The 18813-nt window shown below is 50.9% G+C and carries 15 protein-coding genes; 5 read left to right on the forward strand and 10 right to left on the reverse strand.

The features are described 5' to 3' along the window. Positions 1–2: 2 nt before the first annotated feature. The gene (locus tag AB1K62_RS06430; protein WP_367002257.1) at positions 3–755 is read right to left on the reverse strand and encodes a glucose 1-dehydrogenase; all 753 of its coding nucleotides are present in this window, start codon (positions 753–755) and stop codon (positions 3–5) included. Positions 756–841: 86 nt separating this feature from the next. Here AB1K62_RS06430 and AB1K62_RS06435 point away from each other — a divergent pair, with 86 nt between their 5' ends. Further along, positions 842–1900 (forward strand): alkene reductase, encoded by a 1059-nt coding sequence (locus AB1K62_RS06435; RefSeq protein WP_367002258.1) that lies wholly within the window; start codon positions 842–844, stop codon positions 1898–1900. Positions 1901–1957: 57 nt separating this feature from the next. Here AB1K62_RS06435 and AB1K62_RS06440 read toward each other — a convergent pair whose 3' ends face one another. The 5 genes from AB1K62_RS06440 to rimO all read right to left on the reverse strand — a co-directional run bounded on the left by AB1K62_RS06440 (position 1958) and on the right by rimO (position 11381). Next, positions 1958–4405 (reverse strand): TonB-dependent receptor, encoded by a 2448-nt coding sequence (locus tag AB1K62_RS06440; protein ID WP_367002260.1) that lies wholly within the window; start codon positions 4403–4405, stop codon positions 1958–1960. Between the two features lie 169 nt (positions 4406–4574). Continuing rightward, the gene (locus AB1K62_RS06445; RefSeq protein ID WP_367002261.1) at positions 4575–5753 is read right to left on the reverse strand and encodes a flavin-dependent monooxygenase; all 1179 of its coding nucleotides are present in this window, start codon (positions 5751–5753) and stop codon (positions 4575–4577) included. A 377-nt stretch (positions 5754–6130) separates the two neighbouring features. Next, the gene (gene polA / locus AB1K62_RS06450; RefSeq protein ID WP_367002262.1) at positions 6131–8962 is read right to left on the reverse strand and encodes a DNA polymerase I; all 2832 of its coding nucleotides are present in this window, start codon (positions 8960–8962) and stop codon (positions 6131–6133) included. 78 nt (positions 8963–9040) lie between these two features. Further along, positions 9041–9880, reverse strand: a complete 840-nt coding sequence (locus AB1K62_RS06455; protein WP_367002263.1) for a GGDEF domain-containing protein — start codon at positions 9878–9880, stop codon at positions 9041–9043. Positions 9881–10025: 145 nt separating this feature from the next. Next, positions 10026–11381, reverse strand: coding sequence for a 30S ribosomal protein S12 methylthiotransferase RimO (gene rimO, locus AB1K62_RS06460; protein ID WP_367002265.1), 1356 nt, complete (start codon positions 11379–11381; stop codon positions 10026–10028). 146 nt (positions 11382–11527) lie between these two features. Between rimO and AB1K62_RS06465 the strand changes: the two genes are divergently transcribed. Continuing rightward, on the forward strand, positions 11528–11935 hold the full coding sequence (locus AB1K62_RS06465; protein WP_367002267.1) for a DUF1761 domain-containing protein: 408 nt from the start codon (positions 11528–11530) through the stop codon (positions 11933–11935). 367 nt (positions 11936–12302) lie between these two features. Here AB1K62_RS06465 and AB1K62_RS06470 read toward each other — a convergent pair whose 3' ends face one another. From AB1K62_RS06470 to serS, 4 genes are all read right to left on the reverse strand, one after another. Then, positions 12303–12779 carry a hemerythrin domain-containing protein gene (locus AB1K62_RS06470; RefSeq protein ID WP_367002268.1) on the reverse strand — a complete coding sequence of 159 codons (477 nt, stop codon included), beginning with the start codon at positions 12777–12779 and terminating at the stop codon, positions 12303–12305. Positions 12780–12856: 77 nt separating this feature from the next. After that, on the reverse strand, positions 12857–13918 hold the full coding sequence (locus AB1K62_RS06475) for a potassium channel family protein (protein WP_367002270.1): 1062 nt from the start codon (positions 13916–13918) through the stop codon (positions 12857–12859). A 187-nt stretch (positions 13919–14105) separates the two neighbouring features. After that, the gene (surE, locus tag AB1K62_RS06480) at positions 14106–14873 is read right to left on the reverse strand and encodes a 5'/3'-nucleotidase SurE (RefSeq protein WP_367002271.1); all 768 of its coding nucleotides are present in this window, start codon (positions 14871–14873) and stop codon (positions 14106–14108) included. A 19-nt stretch (positions 14874–14892) separates the two neighbouring features. Beyond that, positions 14893–16194 (reverse strand): serine--tRNA ligase, encoded by a 1302-nt coding sequence (serS, locus tag AB1K62_RS06485; RefSeq protein ID WP_367002273.1) that lies wholly within the window; start codon positions 16192–16194, stop codon positions 14893–14895. Between the two features lie 76 nt (positions 16195–16270). On the opposite strand from serS, the gene AB1K62_RS06490 reads away from it, so the two are divergent. The 3 genes from AB1K62_RS06490 to AB1K62_RS06500 all read left to right on the forward strand — a co-directional run bounded on the left by AB1K62_RS06490 (position 16271) and on the right by AB1K62_RS06500 (position 18784). Further along, positions 16271–17020, forward strand: coding sequence for a hypothetical protein (locus AB1K62_RS06490; protein WP_367002275.1), 750 nt, complete (start codon positions 16271–16273; stop codon positions 17018–17020). A 715-nt stretch (positions 17021–17735) separates the two neighbouring features. Beyond that, a complete protein-coding gene (gene dksA / locus AB1K62_RS06495; RefSeq protein WP_367002786.1) occupies positions 17736–18155 on the forward strand; it encodes an RNA polymerase-binding protein DksA in 420 nt (139 codons plus the stop codon). A gap of 218 nt (positions 18156–18373) precedes the next feature. Next, positions 18374–18784: a PilZ domain-containing protein gene (locus tag AB1K62_RS06500; protein ID WP_367002277.1), complete on the forward strand. Its 411-nt coding sequence runs from the start codon at positions 18374–18376 to the stop codon at positions 18782–18784. Positions 18785–18813 lie beyond the last annotated feature (29 nt).

The raw sequence follows: 18813 nt of genomic DNA on the forward strand, positions 1-18813 counted from the left end.
TCTCAAGCAACGGTTGCGCCGCCATCAATGACAAGCGGATGGCCGGTTACGAAACTGGCCTGATCGCTACAGAGCCACAAAACCGCGCCTGCGATTTCCTCTGGCCTGCCCATGCGGCCAAGCGGTGTCATATTCTCCATCGCAGCGCGATATTGCGGATTACTGGCCACTGCTTCTGTCATCGCAGTTTCAATCACTCCGGGGCAGACACAGTTCACCCGAATATTGTCTTTCGCCCATTTCAAAGCGCCGTGACGGGTCAAACCGATCACGCCGTGTTTCGTTGACACATAAGCTGGCTGTGATGCGTTGCCGGTTAATCCATTAATCGAGGAGGTGTTTACAATGGCTCCGCCGCCCCTTTCTCGCATGGCTTTGACTTCAGCGCGCATGCAATGCATCACCCCTGTTAGGTTTATGCTTAACGATCGCGCCCAGACATCTTCATCCCATTCGTCAGCCTGCACATTGGCGATACCTGCATTATTATGTCCGTAGTCCAGATGGCCATATTCCTTGAGTGCTTGCTCGACCATCTCATCCACCGCGCTGGCGTCCGCCACGTCACACCGTATGAATATCGCTTGACCGCCAGTTTGCTTAATCAGGTCAACGGTTTCATCACCGCCCTGCTCATTAACATCACTGACAATTACAGAAGCCCCGGATTTACCAAAAGCAAGCGCAGTGGCGCGTCCGATGCCGCTTCCTGCGCCAGTAATAAGAGCGACTTTTCCACCAAAATCGTAGTCCATACCAATGCCCCTTTGAAACGCGTAATACTTACCCTAGTGTATAACGCAAAAATCAGCCAGTATACCTATTTAAGGATAGTTTTCGTATGAATGAGATATTATTTCAACCTGTCAAACTAGGCGCACTGGATTTGGCTAACGCAATTATCATGGCACCCATGACCCGTGACCGGTCCGGTCCCGGCGATATTCCGACCGAAAATATGGTCCAATACTATCGTCAACGTGCGTCTGCCGGCCTGATTATTACAGAAGGTACACAGCCAAGTCCCGCTGGAAAAGGATATTGGCGCACACCCGGCATCTGGTCAAAAGATCAAATCGCAGGGTGGCGCAAAGTCACGGATGCGGTTCACGAACGTGGCGGAAAAATTGTGATGCAGCTTATGCACTGCGGGCGAGTTTGTGTAACCGCTAACAAGCAAGACTCGTCCGAAGTAATCGCACCTTCGGCAATTGCCTGTGCTAACAAAGTGCCCGGCCCGGATGGCGTCCCTGTGCCAACAGCAATGCCCCGCGCTTTGGAGACCTCCGAAGTACGCGCCGTGGTTCAGGAGTTTGCTCAAGCAGCACGCAATGCTAGAGAAGCCGGAATGGACGGCGTTGAGCTGCATTGCGCCAGCGGATATCTCCCCAACCAGTTTCTCAACCCGCACAGCAATCAGCGTACGGACGAATATGGAGGACCAGTGGAAAACCGCATCCGCTTTACGTTAGAGGTCTTAGAAGCGATGGGCGATGCCATTGGCAGCGAGCGCGTCGGCTTTCGCATATCGCCATATAATCCTTACAATGATATGCACGATGATGATCCGAAAGCTACATTTGGCCCACTGTTGCGCGGCGCGGACAAGCTGGGCCTTGCATATACGCATCTGGTCGATGTTGCTGATATGCTTGGCTTCGTGAATGCAAATTATTCCGGATCGATTATCACCAATAATAATCTAAAAGTCGATGAAGCTGCGGCAATACTAGCTGACGGACAAGCGCAAGCGATTTCTTTTGGCCGCTATTTCATAAGTAATCCTGATTTAGTGGAGCGTATTCAGGAAGGTGCAGAGCTTGCGCGAGTTGATAGGGACCATATTTATACCGGCGAAGACAAAGGCTATATCGACTATCCGCTAAGGAACGCTGGCTGATAATAAAAAGGCTCGACCATTTCCAGCCGAGCCTTTTTAATCGTCAAACTATTCAGTTCAGAAACTAACGCCAGCTGTCACACCGTAGGTTGCAGGACGTCCGTAATAAAAACCTCCATAACCTAATGCGCCAAAGTCAATCGCACGGGTTTCATATTCTTTATCAAAAATATTCTTACCCCAAAGCTGGACGAATCCTTTGCTATCCCCTGCCAGAGGAATGTCCCCCAAGCGAATTTGGGCATCTACCAGCGTACGCGCGCGTGCTTTCAGATCTCTTGCAAAGGGCGAAGTTTGCGGCGCAGTGAAGAAGAAACGGCTACCCTCATAGGTTGCAGCCACGCGCGTCAGCAAAAACATCTCATTGGCAAAATAATGCGTATATTGCGCAGAACCACTAGCCGATGTTGATGGCGAGTAGGTCTTGCTGATGACCTGATCCGCAATATCGATCACCGTTCCATCTGCCAGCGCTAGCGGATATTCTTTGAATTCTCTATCCACATAGCCAAATGAGCCGTTAAATTGCAGCCCGTCAAACGGTTCGATCGAAAGCTCTGCTTCGACACCTTTATATTGGGTCTTACCGGCATTAACGGTTAACACCCCAAAGCCTCCGCCACCGGGATTGGTCACAGGCTGACTGATTTGTTGATCGGTATATTCAGCATAAAATCCAGCCAGATTAAACCGTATACGATTATCCCAGAATTGCGTTTTAACCCCTGCTTCATAGGACCAGAGAATCTCCGGATCAAATGGGTCTTGCTGTGTACGGATATTAAATCCGCCCGAACGATATCCCCGCGCAGCCTTCGCATAGATATTCACATCATCGGAAAAACGATAATCAATCGTCAAATGTCCGGTTGGCTCGCTAAAATTTACAGTACCCACATTGGTAAAAGGTGAAGTCTGGTTGATTTTCTTCTCGTCCCAAGTGTAGCGCAAACCTAAAGTCACCCCTAGATCTTCATTCTCACCAAAGCGATATTCACCTTGGCCATAAAGCGCGATGGACTCGCCGCTAGTGGTATAGGTCACATTCGAGCTATTCTCGATAACACGGTATCTGGTGCCAGGCGCCAGACCGTCGGCTAGTAAAGGACCTGCAGCACCGAAATTGGGATTGAAGCGAAGTATCTGGTCTACATCCAGAGGAAATCCAGCATCTTGCCGGTTATTTTCCTTACTTTTTTCATAGAAATAAAATGCGCCGATAACCCAATTGAACGGACCTGAACTGTTGGAAAGCACCTCAATTTCCTGGCTGATCTGATCCTGTTTGCGCTTGTTGCCAGTCGCAAATAACGAAGTCGTGATGTTTGGAACGGGCGTCGCGGACACAAAATTAGCCGCAGCCGCACTCCCCGTGAACGGTATCAATAATGCCGCCGGCGTGATACCATTAAACAAGGTTGCGTTGCTAAATGCCGGCCCGGTGATCGGTCCAAAGCCATCCAGATCAGCATTTTGTTGAAAACTGCGCCAACTCCTGAATCCCGTCGTGCTCCGAACCGTTACACCGCCAAAATCATTCTCCATTTTGAAGACATGGCCATAAATTTCACTCTCGGTTGCGAAATCATCATCAAGGCATAGTGCATCTTGTCGCGTCGGCACGATTTCCAGACTACATCCCGCCGTAGTCGTCGAGTTTGCCAGAAACCCTGTCACAGTAGGATTTGCAATGGTCGTTTGAAACGCCTGTGAATGGGTCACAAAATCAGAATAATCGAATGAATAATAAATTGATCCCGTATCTCCGAGATCCGCCTCCATGGCCACGCGGAAGGAATCGACATTATTCGCACCCGGGTCACGGTCATTGCCCTGAGTCAAAAGATTGTCGACATATCCGTCATTCTGGGAATGGGCATAGGTCAATGAAAAACGGACATTATCGTCAAAGAGATTACCGCTATTCAATCGAGCAAGAGCTTCACGGGAATCCTGATTGCCATATCCCGCCTCAACATCCACGCCAAATTCTTCCGTAGGACGGCGCATACGGAAACGGACAGCACCGCCAGTAGAGTTACGGCCTGATAATGTCCCTTGCGGCCCACGCAAAACTTCAACAGCTTCAACATCTTTTGAAAAGATGACAGAAGCAGCTGCGCGCCCAAGGTAAATACCATCAATATATAAAGCGATAGATTGGTCCGACGTAAGAGATTCATCCCCCCCCGCGCTAATACCACGAATACCCACAACAGTTGCAGTAGGATTATTAGCGCCCGGATTAACCGTAAGATTGGGCGCAAGGCCGCTTAGGTCACGAACATCGTCAAATCCCGCTACTTCAAGCTGCTCTGTACCAATCACGGAAATTGCAACAGGAACATCCTGCAAATTTTCTTCGCGCTTGTTCGCCGTGACTATGATGATGTTTGCACTGGAAGCACCAACTTTGTCTGCCTGTGCCATGGCTGGCATCGACAATGAAGCGAGGCATGTTCCCGCAAGAAAAACAGTATATTTAGAACTTTTAAAAATAGGCATTTTGTCCTCCCCAGAATTATAAATAAGCGGGTCTATTGCCCTTAGCGAAATACTCACTTATTACGTAGCAAAAGTCAATATTTTTTACGCATTACACAATTTATAGATAAGTATTTTTATTATATGCGGATTTTATGACAGGCAAAGTATCAGCCACTAAAACCATTGTTTAAATGAACATATCGGTATTTTCTGCACCAAGAGTTACTGCACCAAGATTGCGCGCGAATGCGGTTGGACTATTCGCAACATGCGCCCGGGCAATATGGATGTCGTGCCATATCTGCTGAATTGGCGAACCAGTAAATACGCTACGCCCTCCTGCGACATCGAAAAGCATATCAATCGCTTTAATCATTTTCTCAATCACAAGACTGGCCTGATAGCGATAAAGGACACGATCCTCGATCGTAATTTCCTTATCATTACAAACCGCATCCATCATCGACGAAAAATTGGCATACATAACCGCTTCGGTTTCGCTGACGAGATTCCGGACCTCTGCCAGACGCCGGGTAATATCCGGATCTCCCTGCAACTTGGTTGGGTCTGTACTGCTTTGAGCCGAATTATCGACGAATAATCGAACTGCTTTTTTCACGGCGCCAATAGCAGCCGAAGAAACGACGCGAATGAATATCTGCGCCCATGGGATATCGAAAAGCGGGCTCTCCTGACTATGCACACCTTTAAAACCGTCAATCTGCTTATGAGTGCGGTAATCGGGCACAAATACCGGCTCATCAATAACAATGTCATTGGAACCCGTCCCCTGCAAACCCATACTGAACCAGGTATCTTCGATTTTGTAATCGCTGCGTGGAACAAGAAAAGTGCGATAGCCTTCGCCGGGAATAATCGCACCCAATAGCGCCCAGGTGCAATGGTCTGATCCGGAGCTCCAACCCCAGCGGCCCGACAACATAGTACCACCATCGACCCGCTCCGTCTTGCCACCAACCGGATTATAGGAACTGGAAACACATGTGTCCGGATCATCGCCATAAACGTCAATTTGCGCCTTCTCATCCATCAATGCGATCTGAAAAGAGTGCACCGCAATTATACCGGCCGCCCAGGCGGTACTCATATCAGCTTCCGCAATCTGGATCTGGGCCGCAAAAAATTCTTGGGGCGAAACTTCAAGCCCGCCAAGCCTTGCAGGCAAAAAAGCACGCATTAAACCGGTTTTTTTCAAGGCCTCCATGGATTCATCTGCAACGCGACGATCTTCCCTTGTCTTATCACTATTTGCGGCGACGATTTTCAGCGCATTATCGAGGTTGGCTAACCATTCGCCCGATTCCAACTTCGCTGCATTATCCATTGCCATAGCCGCACTCGACATTCCGTCATCTCCTTACTGATATAGGAGATTAGTGCCACGATTCCCCATCTCTGTAAACTTTTTTCGTATTTTATAGTGATATATTTTACGCATTTCATCTATTTCTAGCGTTTATTATACTATAATTCGGATATTTATGCGCTAAGTGCACAGATCACGCGAAATGGTCAATCTTGCCAGAGTTCATTTGAGCAAATCAAAAGAGCTACTGTGATATAAGGGCAATTCTTAGCTTGCCGAGCGTGCTACGGCTTTTGGCTATAAGTTTAACAAGCTAACAACAGACCTGTTGGTCGAACGTGTCATATCCATAATGCAGAAGCATTATTCACATTTTTGAGATACTATTGGGGATAGACAAAGCTATCTACGCACCATTAATGTGCTTCGTCCCAGGTCTTGCCAGTTCCGATATCGACATCCAGTGGCACTGACAATTTTATCGCCGGTTCGGCAGCGCCACTCATCACCTTGCGGATTACGCCGGAGGCCGCATCGACATCTTTTTCCGGAAGCTCGAAAACAAGTTCGTCATGGACCTGCATCAGCATTTTTACATCATTCAGCCCGGCCTCAGTCAATGCCGGTCCCATGCGGACCATGGCACGTTTGATGATGTCGGCACAGGTTCCTTGAATCGGCGCGTTTATCGCGGCACGCTCGCTTCCTTGACGTTCTGCCTGATTAGATGATTTCAGACGCTCAAAATGGGTTTTCCGACCAAATAATGTTTCGGTAAAGCCTTTCTCTCGCGCGGATTGTAGCGTCCGTGAAATATAACGATTGATGCCGGGGAAACGCTCAAAATAAGTGTCGATCATTTCCTGGGCGTCATCCGCATCAACCTCTAGCCGTTTTGCCAGCCCCCATCGAGAGATGCCATAAAGGATCGCGAAATTGATCGTTTTTGCGCGCGCCCGTGTTTCTCGATCAACTGCCCCGAATAGCTCCTGTGCCGTACGATTATGAATATCCTCACCAGCGTCAAAGGCAGCCTTCAGCGTATCGACATCAGCCATATGAGCAGCAAGCCGCAGCTCGATCTGGCTATAGTCCGCAGCTAATATGACATTGCCCGGCGCAGCGACAAAGGCCTGCCGAATCTGTCGGCCAATATCGGTCCGTATCGGAATATTCTGCAGATTTGGTTCAGTAGAAGACAATCGCCCGGTCTGCGCTCCGCTAAGCGAATAGCTGGTATGCACACGTCCAGTCTTCTCATTAATCTGCCGCTGAAGGACGTCAGTATAAGTGGATTTCAGCTTTGATAATTGCCGCCAGTCCACGACTTTCTGTGCAATCGGCTCGCCCCCATCAGCTAGCCGCTCAAGCACCGTGACATCGGTTGAATATTGCCCGCTCTTGCCTTTTTTCCCGCCCTTTAGGCCAAGTTTTCCAAACAGGATTTCGCCAAGCTGCTTGGGGCTACCAATCGAAAAACTTTCACCAGCCAGATCATGGATTTGTGTCTCTAGTTTCGCCATACCAGCGGTAAAGCTTTGCGATAGCCTTGCCAGTTCTTCACGATCGACCAGCACACCCGTTTCTTCCATCTTGGCAATCACCGGAACTAACGGACGATCAACCATTTGATAAATACGCGTTGCACGTTCCGAAGCCATACGCAGGCGCAGCACCTCCCAAAGGCGCAATGTGACATCCGCATCCTCACCAGCATATTCGGTTGCCTTTTCGAGTGGCACTTCAGCAAAGCTTATCGCTTTCTTACCAGTGCCGGTCAGCGATTTAAAACTGATGCATTCATGATCAAGATGCAGTTTGGCCAATTCGTCCATGCCATGACCATGCAACCCCGCATCAAGATTGAAACTCATTACTAGAGTGTCGTCAAACGGTGAAATGCGAACATCATGTTGAGCAAGAACAGTTAGGTCATATTTCAGATTCTGCCCTACTTTCAGTACAGCCTCATCTTCCAAGAGCGGCTTTAGCCGTGCCAGAGCGTCCTCAAGGGATATCTGTTGAGGCGATTCGGCAAACATATCGCCGTTCCCATGTCCAAGCGGTATGTAACAGGCTTTGTTAGGACCAGTCGCCATACATATTCCGACGACGCGCGCAGATACGCTTTCCAGACTATCTGTCTCAACATCAATTGCAAAAACTCCGGCTTTACGCGCCTGGTCTATCCATTGATCGAGGTCTGCCAGGTTTTGCACACATTCATATTCGTTGCGGTCAATCGCTGGCGCTTCAATGGGCTTGACCAAGGATACATCATATCCTGCCTTATCAACATCCGGATTTTGCGGCTCTGCTTGGCCACCCCCCAGTTTTTTGAGTAAGGAATTAAAACCATGATGGGTCAGAAAATCCCGCAACGGCGCATCGGGTATATCCTGCAAGGCAAAGCTGTCGAGCGTATAGGGTAGCGGGCAATCATCTTTCAAAGATACCAGCAGCCGCGAAAGACGCGCTTGCTCGATATTCGCAAGAAGATTTTCCTTCATCTTGGATTTTTTCATATCAGGCGCAGCAGCAAGCACGCTTTCTATGTCGCCATATTCGTTGATCAGTTTGGACGCGGTTTTCGGTCCGATACCAGGCACGCCGGGAATATTATCCGCACTATCACCCATCAAACCCAGAACATCACCGAGTTTTTCCGGGCCGACACCAAATTTCTCTTCGACTGTCGCCTTGCCCATGCGGACATTTTTCATCGTATCCAACATATCGACCCGGCTATTATCTGTCGGTTCAATTAACTGCATCAGATCCTTGTCCGATGATACAATGGTAACCTTCCAGCCTTTCTCGAGCGCCGCTTTAGTATAGCTGGCGATCATGTCGTCCGCCTCGACATTATCTTCTTCGACAAGCGGAAGCGAAAAGGCCCGTGTGGCATCGCGGATCATCGGAAATTGCGGGCGCAGGTCCTCCGGTGGTTCAGGGCGATGCGCCTTATATTCACTGTACAGATCGTTTCGGAAGCTTTTCGATGATTTGTCGAGAACTACTGCCAAATGGGTCGGTCCATCGGCTTTGTGCAGTTCATCGGCAAGCTTCCACAGCATAGTCGTATAACCATATACCGCACCTACTGGTTCATTATGAAGATTCGTTAACGGAGGCAGACGGTGGTAAGCTCTGAAAATATAGGCCGAACCATCAACCAGATAGAGGTGCTTTTGCTCACTGGCACTATTAACGGACGGTGCGGCGTTGTTGGAATCTTTATCGGTCATGGCAGAATGCACTAGCAGTGGAGGCAGCGCCCGTCATTGCTAATCTGTAGATCCGGTCTCGGAATTACTGAACTTGGTTCAGGCGCGCAGGGCGAATGTATTTTGCATATGATTAGCTTCATAAAAAGGGCGCGGCTTTTCGCGCATACCGGGAGAGTAGAGCACACATCGGTTGCGACCACGGCGCTTGGCCTCGAACAACGCGCTATCGGCGTTACGCATCGACAAGGCACGCTCTTTAGATGGCGGCACACCGGCTATGCCAATACTCACGGTCAGGCGATGGTAAACACCTGCTCGCGGCTCAAACATTATACCTGCAATCTCGTGGCGAACCATCTCGGCAATAACCTCGCCTTCGGCTTCGCATGTATCAGGCAACAATACGCCAAATTCCTCACCACCAATACGGCCAACCAGATCATTTTTCCGCATGACCTTTTTTAATACAGAGGATATCAGCGTCAACGCCTTGTCGCCCACCGGATGGCCATAGCTGTCGTTAATAGATTTAAAATGATCCGCATCGACGATCAGCAGGACGTTATTCGCAGATTGCTTACATCGCTCATTAAAGAGCGCCAGAAAATGCTCCCGGTTAATCAGCCCCGTATGCCCATCAATATTTGCCCGGCGTTGCAAATCCTTATTATCTTGTTGAAGCCTATGGTGTGAGGCTTTGAGCTTGTCCGCCACTTCCATTAATCGCTGACGCTGTGTCGTGCCATAGAGATTGGCCGGAAAACATATGATCCATGGTACGATCAACGCTAAAATCATCACATTCCAGAATTTTTCATCAATGCCAAATAGCGTGAGATAGGCAATTGCTGTTACCATACAGGCCAGCAATACCTCTGCTGCCGACATCATGCTCGCCTGGCGTGCCGAAGATAGCTTCTGGGTCATTTTATCCATGCCGGCTTCCATATATTAAATAGATTTCCGAGATGTGCAGGTTTATGGTTAAATAATACTAGAGCTTATTCTGTATTTTTAGCATAAATCGGCCATTATTAGTTAAAAAGCCCTTTTTCCTGATATATAATGACTATATTCACTGTTATCGGGTCGAGACAGGCACCCCATAAAGATCATGCGCGTCGGCATCTTCGACAACCGCTTCGATAATGTCCCCTATCGCAAGATCAGCGCTTATATTCCGCAAGAACATATTGCCATCAATCTCTGGCGCATCGGCTTGCGACCGCGCTGTGGCACCAATGTCGCCATCTTCATCAGGGACGCCAATTTCATCAATGATTACCGGCAATGTCCGGCCAATTTTGGCTTGCAGTTTCGCAGCGCTGATCGCGGCGGTTTTCTCCATAAACCGGCGATAGCGATCTTCTTTGACTTCCTCGGGCACACCGCCGTCAAGAGCATTGGCGGCGGCACCTTCGACCGGCTCAAAGCGGAAACCGCCAACCCGGTCAAGCTGGGCTTCTTCTAACCAGTCGAGCAGATACTGGAAATCTTCCTCTGTCTCGCCGGGGAAGCCGACCACGAAGGTCGAGCGGATGGTTAGATCGGGGCAAATATCACGCCAGCTTTTCACCCGCTGCAATACCTTCGCTTCATTCGCGGGCCGTTTCATGCGTTTGAGCACATTGGGTGCGGCATGCTGAAATGGAATGTCGAGATAAGGCGTGATCTTGCCTTCTGCCATCAGCGGGATAACCTTGTCCACATGCGGATAGGGATAGACATAATGAAGCCGGGTCCAGACACCCAATTCGCCCAGCGCTGCGGCCAGATCGGTCATATGCGCCCGAACCTCTTTGCCGCGCCACTCGCGGGGTTGATGTTTAATATCAACACCATAAGCCGAGGTATCCTGACTGATGACCAGCAGTTCCTTCGTCCCGTTGGCGACGAGTTTTTCCGCTTCGCGCAGGATTGCATCGGGTCGCCGCGATACCAGATCACCGCGCAAGGACGGGATAATGCAAAAGGAACAACGGTGGTTGCACCCTTCGGAAATCTTCAAATAGCTGTAATGCCGCGGCGTGAGCTTTAGCCCCGCATCCGGCACAAGATCAACAAACGCACCCCGCGCAGCCGGTGCTGCTTCATGGACTGCGCTCACCACATCTTCATATTGATGCGCCCCGGTGACGGCCAAAATGCCGGGAAAGCGTGCGCGGATCGCATCGGCTTCATTGCCCATGCAGCCTGTGACAATCACCCGGCCATTTTCGGCCATTGCCTCGCCAATAGCTTCCAGTGATTCTTCCTTGGCACTGTCGAGAAATCCGCAGGTGTTGACCAGCACGACATCCGCCCCCGCATAGTCGCCCGACATCTGATAGCCGTCAGAGCGGAGCTGCGTCAAAATACGTTCACTATCGACCAGCGCCTTGGGACAACCAAGGGACACCATGCCGACTTTGGGCGGGGAGGATATTGCTGTTGCCATATTGCGCGCCTTTACGACCTATTCTCCTGTGAGTCACGCCCCGTCTGCATAGATATTAGCCGGGCAAATCCTTTGCTTGAGCAGCGTTGCTGGCATTATCGGTAATTTAGGTATAAAAGCCGATAGTTACAATCGGGGAGGACGAAATGGATATTCTTGAGGTGAACTGGCTCGCTATTGTTTTGGCTGCGCTATGCGGGTTTCTGGTCGGTGGCATCTGGTATGGTCCTGTCATGGGCAAAAAATGGTTGGGCGCTGTTGGTCTGAGCGAAGATGAAGTCAATAGCGGCAACATGGCCCTGATCTATGGCGGTGCTTTTATTCTCTCGCTGGTCTCCTCTGCCATGCTCGCGCATTTATTCTTCCGCCTTGGCCAGCCGCCCTTCCATGTAAAAATGATGATGTCGACCGGCATCGCCCTGACCTTCATCATTCCCGCCATCGGCACCAATTATCTGTTCTCAAGAAAGAGCAAGACGCTATTCTTTATCGACGCAGGATATTGGTTATTATTCTATATCGCCATGGGACTGGTTCATGCGTGGCTGAGCTAAACCCCAGCTAAACCCCATCTAAATCATTGTAACTACTCAAAAATCTTACGCCGCTTATACATATCAAACAATCCTTTCGGGCTGTAGCTGCGGCATAGGTTTTTTCCAAAGTTCACACATTTCACACACCCTTTTGGCATATCCTGTGGCTTTGCCGTCCCGGCGCAGCTTGCCTCCAAAGTTCACACAATTCACACCCGTCTCACAAGCAAATCTTCGTTGCAGTCATCCTGCATGAAACAGGAAAAACAGGCATAAAATACCATGAAACAAGGCGTGTAGGAAAGCGTTGTTGGAAAACGGGCAACCCCGTCATTCCCGTCGGGACTGACGGGGTTATGCTGCGATGTAAAGGCCGAACACCAACCTATTCCCGGTCATCATGTTCGATGCCTTGTTGTGCACTTTCCAGTTCCTCCGGATAGCGGTCGGCATATAGGTCGCCGAGGCGTTCTTCGCATTTTGCGGCAAACTCTTCATCTGCGGCAGGGAACATATCTTGTTCTTCCTCGTCGATATGATGTTCATAATCATGACGCAGTTTCTTGAATTTCTGAAGCCAGCCGGGAGAAGACATATCCATGTCGGCCAGCTCGGCCAACAGGTCATCCACTTCTTTATGCTCGGCTACAGAATGGCGGCCATCTGCCTGTAACTCTGGCCGGGACAGCATTTCTGCGTAGAGGGATTGTTCCTCTGCATTGGCGTGCGCGGTCACTTCTTCGCGGAACTCCGTGAATAATTCACGCCGGTCAGCGCTATCGCCTTCAGTATTTTCAATTTTTTTAAGTAATTCGCGGTGCTTGTCGTGATCTTTTTTAAGAAACTCGAATATTTTCGCCATGTTCTATTCTCCTATCCCTGAAACTACACCTGAAAGGTCGTAAGGTTCCACGGAGCAGGAAAACTGGCCAATATGGCTTAATCTTCTTTTGCTTTCTTACCCTCCTCAACCGTGCCCGGCATAATCTCTACGATAATATCACCGGCTTCCAGATTCTTCGCTTCCTCCTCCCAAAAACCATACATATTATTATCGCGGTATATGCGGACGCCCAGCCCGTCTTTGGCAATATCCTGCATCGACAGACCGACTTCCTCTTCGGTGACAGATCGCTGCACCAGCTTTACCCGGCCAGTTGCCGAAGCCAGATCACTAAGATAATCGGAGATTTTCGCGCCCTCACAACTGCCCGCTAGCAATAATCCGGCAAAACTTACCGGGTTAATCACTGTTGTTGCTCCCGCCTGCCGTGCCAGCATTTCATTATCCGCCGCACGGACCGAAACGCTGATCGGTAGATGATAGGCGAGATGACGGGCGGTCAGAACGATCAATATGCTGGTATCATCGCGGCCAGCCGAAACAATCATCGAACGGGCACGCGATATTTTGACATCCATCAATACGCCGTCGCGCGTGGCATCACCATTTATCACGGCGCAGCCAAGTTTTTCAGCCTCCGACAAGGCATCATCAGAAGGATCAACCACGACAATTTCTTCAGGGCTGGTTCCGCGCGCGATTAATTCATGCACGGCTTCCTTACCGCTGGTGCCGAAGCCGGCAATCACGATATGGTTGTGCAAATTACTCTGGATAATTTTCATGCGCCATTTGTCCCAGGTTCTTTTGAATACAAAATTATAGGCTGTGCCAACAAATATAAGCACAACAAAAATGCGAATAGGTGTCACAAGCAAGGCATCGAACAATCTGGCCCGCTCTGTCACCGGAGTGATATCGCCATATCCGGTGGTCGTAATGGATATCATGGTAAAATATATGACGTCGTAAAAACTGACATCGCCGTCATAGCTGTCCTGCAAGCCGTTGCGGTCAAACCAGTGTACCGCAACCGCAGCAGAAATCAGCCCCAGGACGAACAAAACCCGCCACGCAATGTCTATCCAGATCGGCAGACCCGGACGACGGCGCAGCGTCAGATAGTCGGAAATATTTCGGGAACCGCGTCGGGCCATAATGCGATCAGATCCGCTTCGTAAAAATTGTGGCGGGGTTTACGGGCTTTTTATCGGTGCCAATTTCAATATACACTTGCGGTTCCAGTATATAGCCCCTGTTATAGACCATTGCCAGCCTATCATCGGCTTTCGCCCTTTGTCCACGCGTAAGATGTAACTTGTCGGTCGAAAGGGCTAAACACGCCTATTTTTCATAGAGCTTGTTCAGCTTGTCCATCGATTCATAATGCGTAAGGTCAAGATGCAGCGGCGTAATAGAGACATAACCGTCGGCTATCGCTTCAAGATCGGTGCTATGCGCCGGTGTTTCGACCATGGGGCCAAGGCCGAACCAGTGATATTCAAATCCGCGCGGATCGCGGTTGCTGATAATCTGTAGCCGGCCATAATCACGGATCCCTTGCGAGGCGATACGGATGCCTTTGACTTCACTCGCCGGAAGCGCGGGGAAATTGATATTTACCAGCGTCCGGTGATCCATGCTCTGTTTTATTAACGGGCGCAGCACGCGCTCCCCCCATTGCAGGGCTGCTTCAAACGGCACGTCATCGCCCATCTCTCCGCGTGCATAGCTCTGGCTAAGCGCAATCGACGGCACACCGGCCAGCGCACCTTCCATAGCGGCTGAAACAGTGCCCGAATAGGTCACATCCTCACCCAGATTGGCTCCGCGGTTGACCCCGGACAGGATAAGGTCGGGCGGATTATCCTTCATGATTTTTGCCACCGCCATCATCACACTGTCCGTCGGGGTGCCATCTACCGAATATTGCTGGTCCCCGCGCTTGCGAATCCGCAATGGGCGAGTGAGAGTCAAGGAATGTCCGGCTCCGGAATTTTCATCGGAGGGCGCGACAATCCAGATATCATTGGAAAAATGCTGCGCTATATCAAGCAATATTTTCATGCCCGGAGCGTCAAATCCATCGTCGTTGGTTAGCAATATACGCATGATATTTCCTTTTTCTTCGTCACTCCTGCGAAGATGTTTCAGGGACAACCGCCAACCGTTCAATTCCGCCCATATAAGGCTTTAACACTTCCGGAATTATGACAGAACCATCATCCTGTTGATAATTTTCAAGCACCGCAACCAAAGTCCGGCCCACGGCGAGGCCCGAGCCATTGAGCGTATGGACAAATTGTGTGCCCTTGCTCTCGCCCTCGCTGCGGAAACGGGCGTTCATGCGCCGCGCCTGATAATCGCCGCAGTTGGAAATGCTCGAAATCTCACGGTACGCATCCTGCCCCGGTAGCCATACTTCCAGATCATAGGTCTTGCGCGCGGTTGCGCCCATATCACCGGTGCAGAGCAGCATTTTGCGATAGGGCAGCTCCAACGCCTTGAGGATTGATTCCGCCGCCTCGGTCATCCGGAGATGTTCGGCATCGCTGTGATCGGGATGGGCAATGGCCACCATCTCGACCTTTTCAAACTGGTGCTGGCGGATCAGACCTTTGGTATCCTTGCCCGCTGCACCGGCCTCACTGCGGAAACAGGGGGTGAGCGCGGTCAAGCGGACCGGCAATTGCGCTTCGTCCAATATCTGTTCCCGCACGCTATTCGTCAGGCTGACCTCTGCGGTCGGGATGAGCCAGCGGCCATCGGTGGTCTGGAACAGGTCTTGGGAAAATTTCGGAAGCTGCCCCGTGCCAAATACGGCCTCGTCACGCACAAGAAGCGGCGGCGCACATTCCTGAAAGCCGTTTTCTATTGTTTGCTGGTCGAGCATATATTGACCAATAGCGCGTTGGAGCCGCGCCATTTGGCCTCGCAGGAACGCAAAGCGCGCACCAGACATATCCGCCGCCGTTTCAAAATCCAGACCCAGCGGAGGACCGATATCGCTATGCTCACGCGGTTTGAAGTCAAAACTGCGCGGCGTGCCCCAGCGCTCCAGCTCGACATTATCATCTTCATCCTCGCCTTGCGGAACATCGGCGTCAGGCAGGTTGGGCAACGCGGCAAGAATGTCGCGCAATTTTCCAGAAACGTCGCGTGCCTGTTCTTCCAACGCTGGCAGGCTGCTTTTGAGCGCCGACACTTCTGCCATCAAGGCTTGTGCGGCCTCTTCATCGCCCTGCCCTTTGGCCTTGCCAATGGCTTTGGATGCTTCATTGCGCCGCGCCTGTCCTTCTTGCAGGCGGGTCGTGATGCTGCGGTTTTGCTCGTCCAGCGCCAATATGGCTGCTGCCACCGGCTCCGCGCCGCGCCGCGCCAGTGCGGCATCAAAAGCGGCCGCGTTTTCCCTGATATATCTTAGATCATGCATGCGACAAGCCTATGCCGAGCAGACCGCTTTCATTCAAGCCTCAATCGTATGCTTTGACCCTATGGTTTGACTTTGAATGCCGACGTTTCGCGGTTTTTACAGATGCAGTCACCCTTCGCGTATTTGCGATTTTGCCATGCGGCTGCGGGCAAAGAGAGCCGCTGCTGCTGCGCCAAAGAGCAAGATCACAGGCGGTGCCGGGACCGGTGTGCCACCGTTGGAACCACCATTTGAGCCACCGCTGGAACTCGAACTGGAGCTGGACGATGATGACGAAGATGAACTTGAACTGGAGGTGCTATTGCCGCCAAAGCTCGATGACGTGCTGCTCGCCCCGGATGAGGTCGATGAGCTGGAACTGCTTGATGAGCCGGAGCTTCCTGACGATCCGCTGCTCCCTGTCGATGTATCATTGCCGCTTGAGCTTGATGAACTGGACGAGCTGGACGAGCTGGACGAGCTGGAACTGCTCGATGAACTGGATGAACTGCTGCCTCCGGTCGATGTGCTGGTAGAGACACCGCCGGTAGACGTGCTGGTAGAGACACCGCCGGTCGAGGTACTGGTCGAACCGCCGCTGGTGGAAACACCGCCGGTCGAAGTGCTGGTCGAGCCGCCGCTGGTGGAGCTGCCGCCTGAAGATGTGCTCGTCGAACCGCTGCTGGTGGAGGAAATAACAACCGATCCGCCGGTTGATCCGCCACCGAAAAACCCGCCAAAGAATCCGCCACCAAAGCCACCGCCGCTGCTACCGCCTATGACCACCGGAACGGAACCGCTGCTACTTTGCAATACGGGAACATCCGATACAGGCGGCGGCATATAGGGCGGTGGAAGCGGAACCGGAGCTTGTGCAACTTTTATCACCGTAGGCGCACAAGAAGGCGCTGTTGTCACCGTTCGACGTATGCGTTTTACCTTACGCGGCGCAGCGCGTTTCACGACTCGGGTACGCAGCTTCTTTTTCTTGTCGATTTTTTTAATATATGGCGCTGCCGGTGCTTCGGAGATGTGCACTGCTCCACCTCCAATTAATGCGCCGCCACAGGTGCACGCACATAATTTTGCCAAAGCCATTTTTACCGACATGTTGCTCACTCTCTTTTGCTTCTGGAACGGTTAAGCCCGTCATCAAGTTGACTCGCACTCAGGCGTTCCGTCAGATCCCAAAAGCGCATATAAATGCAGCAATCACAATGAAATTAACTCTGTTTTAGAAGAAATTACGCAATTGATTCATCACAACTCTTTCAAAGCAGAGTTAATGTCCCGAATTGATACCGTTTATTGTGCATGTCTTTAACATAGCCGGAAAAAACGAGGATATTCAGCCGTATTTTTACCGACACCGAATCGATGATAAGGCGATTGAATGACAGGAATCATACAGCAACATTCGTTTGTATCTTGTGTATCACGAAAGCCGAGTTTATAGGGCCGCTCCATAGTCGTTCATACGCCCACCCACGGGTTGGGTAAGTTGTTGGAGAGTAGAGTTGGCGACCTCAGCGAAAAAACCATCCGCTACAGAGGGCGGTCCTATTAGCGAAATTGTGCTTGAAGATGACTATCATCCTAGTGCCGACGAAGAATTTATGAATGAACGGCAGCTGGCCTATTTCCAGCGCGCTCTGCAACAGTGGAAGCGCGATATTATTGAAGAGTCGAAGGAAACATTGGCTCATTTACAAGACGGGCCAATCCAGGAGGCCGACCTCAATGTTCGCGCCTCTAGCGAAAGTGACTGGGGTCTGGAACTGCGGACCCGCGACCGGCAGCGCAAACTGACATCGAAAATAGATGCAGCGCTGCGCCGGATCGAAGAAGGGGAATATGGCTATTGTCAGGTAACTGGCGAACCCATATCGCTGGAACGTCTGGTCGCCCGTCCGATCGCAACAATGAGCGTCGAGGCACAGGAAGCCCATGAGCGCAACGAGAAAATCTCCCGCGATCAATAACGGGGCTGTATAAACCGCCCCCTGTGCAACTGCCCCTCACCCTCTCACGGATCTGGGTGGCTTTACGCGGTATGACCGGGAAATAACTCCGTTTCCAGCCGTGTATCCCTATCTATTTCTGCGTAAAATCTTAACGAATTTTCCATCCTTTTACTGCTATTAACAGCTTCAGGAAAAGATATTGTAACACAGGTTGTAAATAGGTCGCAGGGCAATAGATGAGAGAACCATTTGACGAAAACTTGGGCAAGAACAACCAGACTAGCGGTATGCCCAAGCGCGAGCTCGAACGGGACAGCCTCTTCCTGCACGCAACTTTGCGCTTTGTAGAGGGCGATGATTGCGGCGAAGTCCGCATCCGGAATCTTTCGGCCGGTGGCCTGATGGCCGAAGCGCCGGTAGTTGCCAAACGCGGCGACAAGGTGGAACTGGAATTACGTAATATCGGCCGTATCACTGGCAAGGTTGCATGGGTTGCCCAAGGCCGCCTTGGGATCGCTTTCGACCATATGATTGACCCAAAACTTGTGCGTAAACCTGTGAGCCAGTCAAAATATGAACCGCCCCGTTACCTGAAGCCCGCTGATGGCAAACGCTCACCGCTGCGTAAAAGCCCCCGTTCGCGATAAAACAGCCATAAATCTGCTTGATTAGAATC

It is taken from the genome of Parasphingorhabdus sp. JC815, from assembly GCF_040717415.1.
Classification (GTDB): Bacteria; Pseudomonadota; Alphaproteobacteria; order Sphingomonadales; family Sphingomonadaceae; genus Parasphingorhabdus.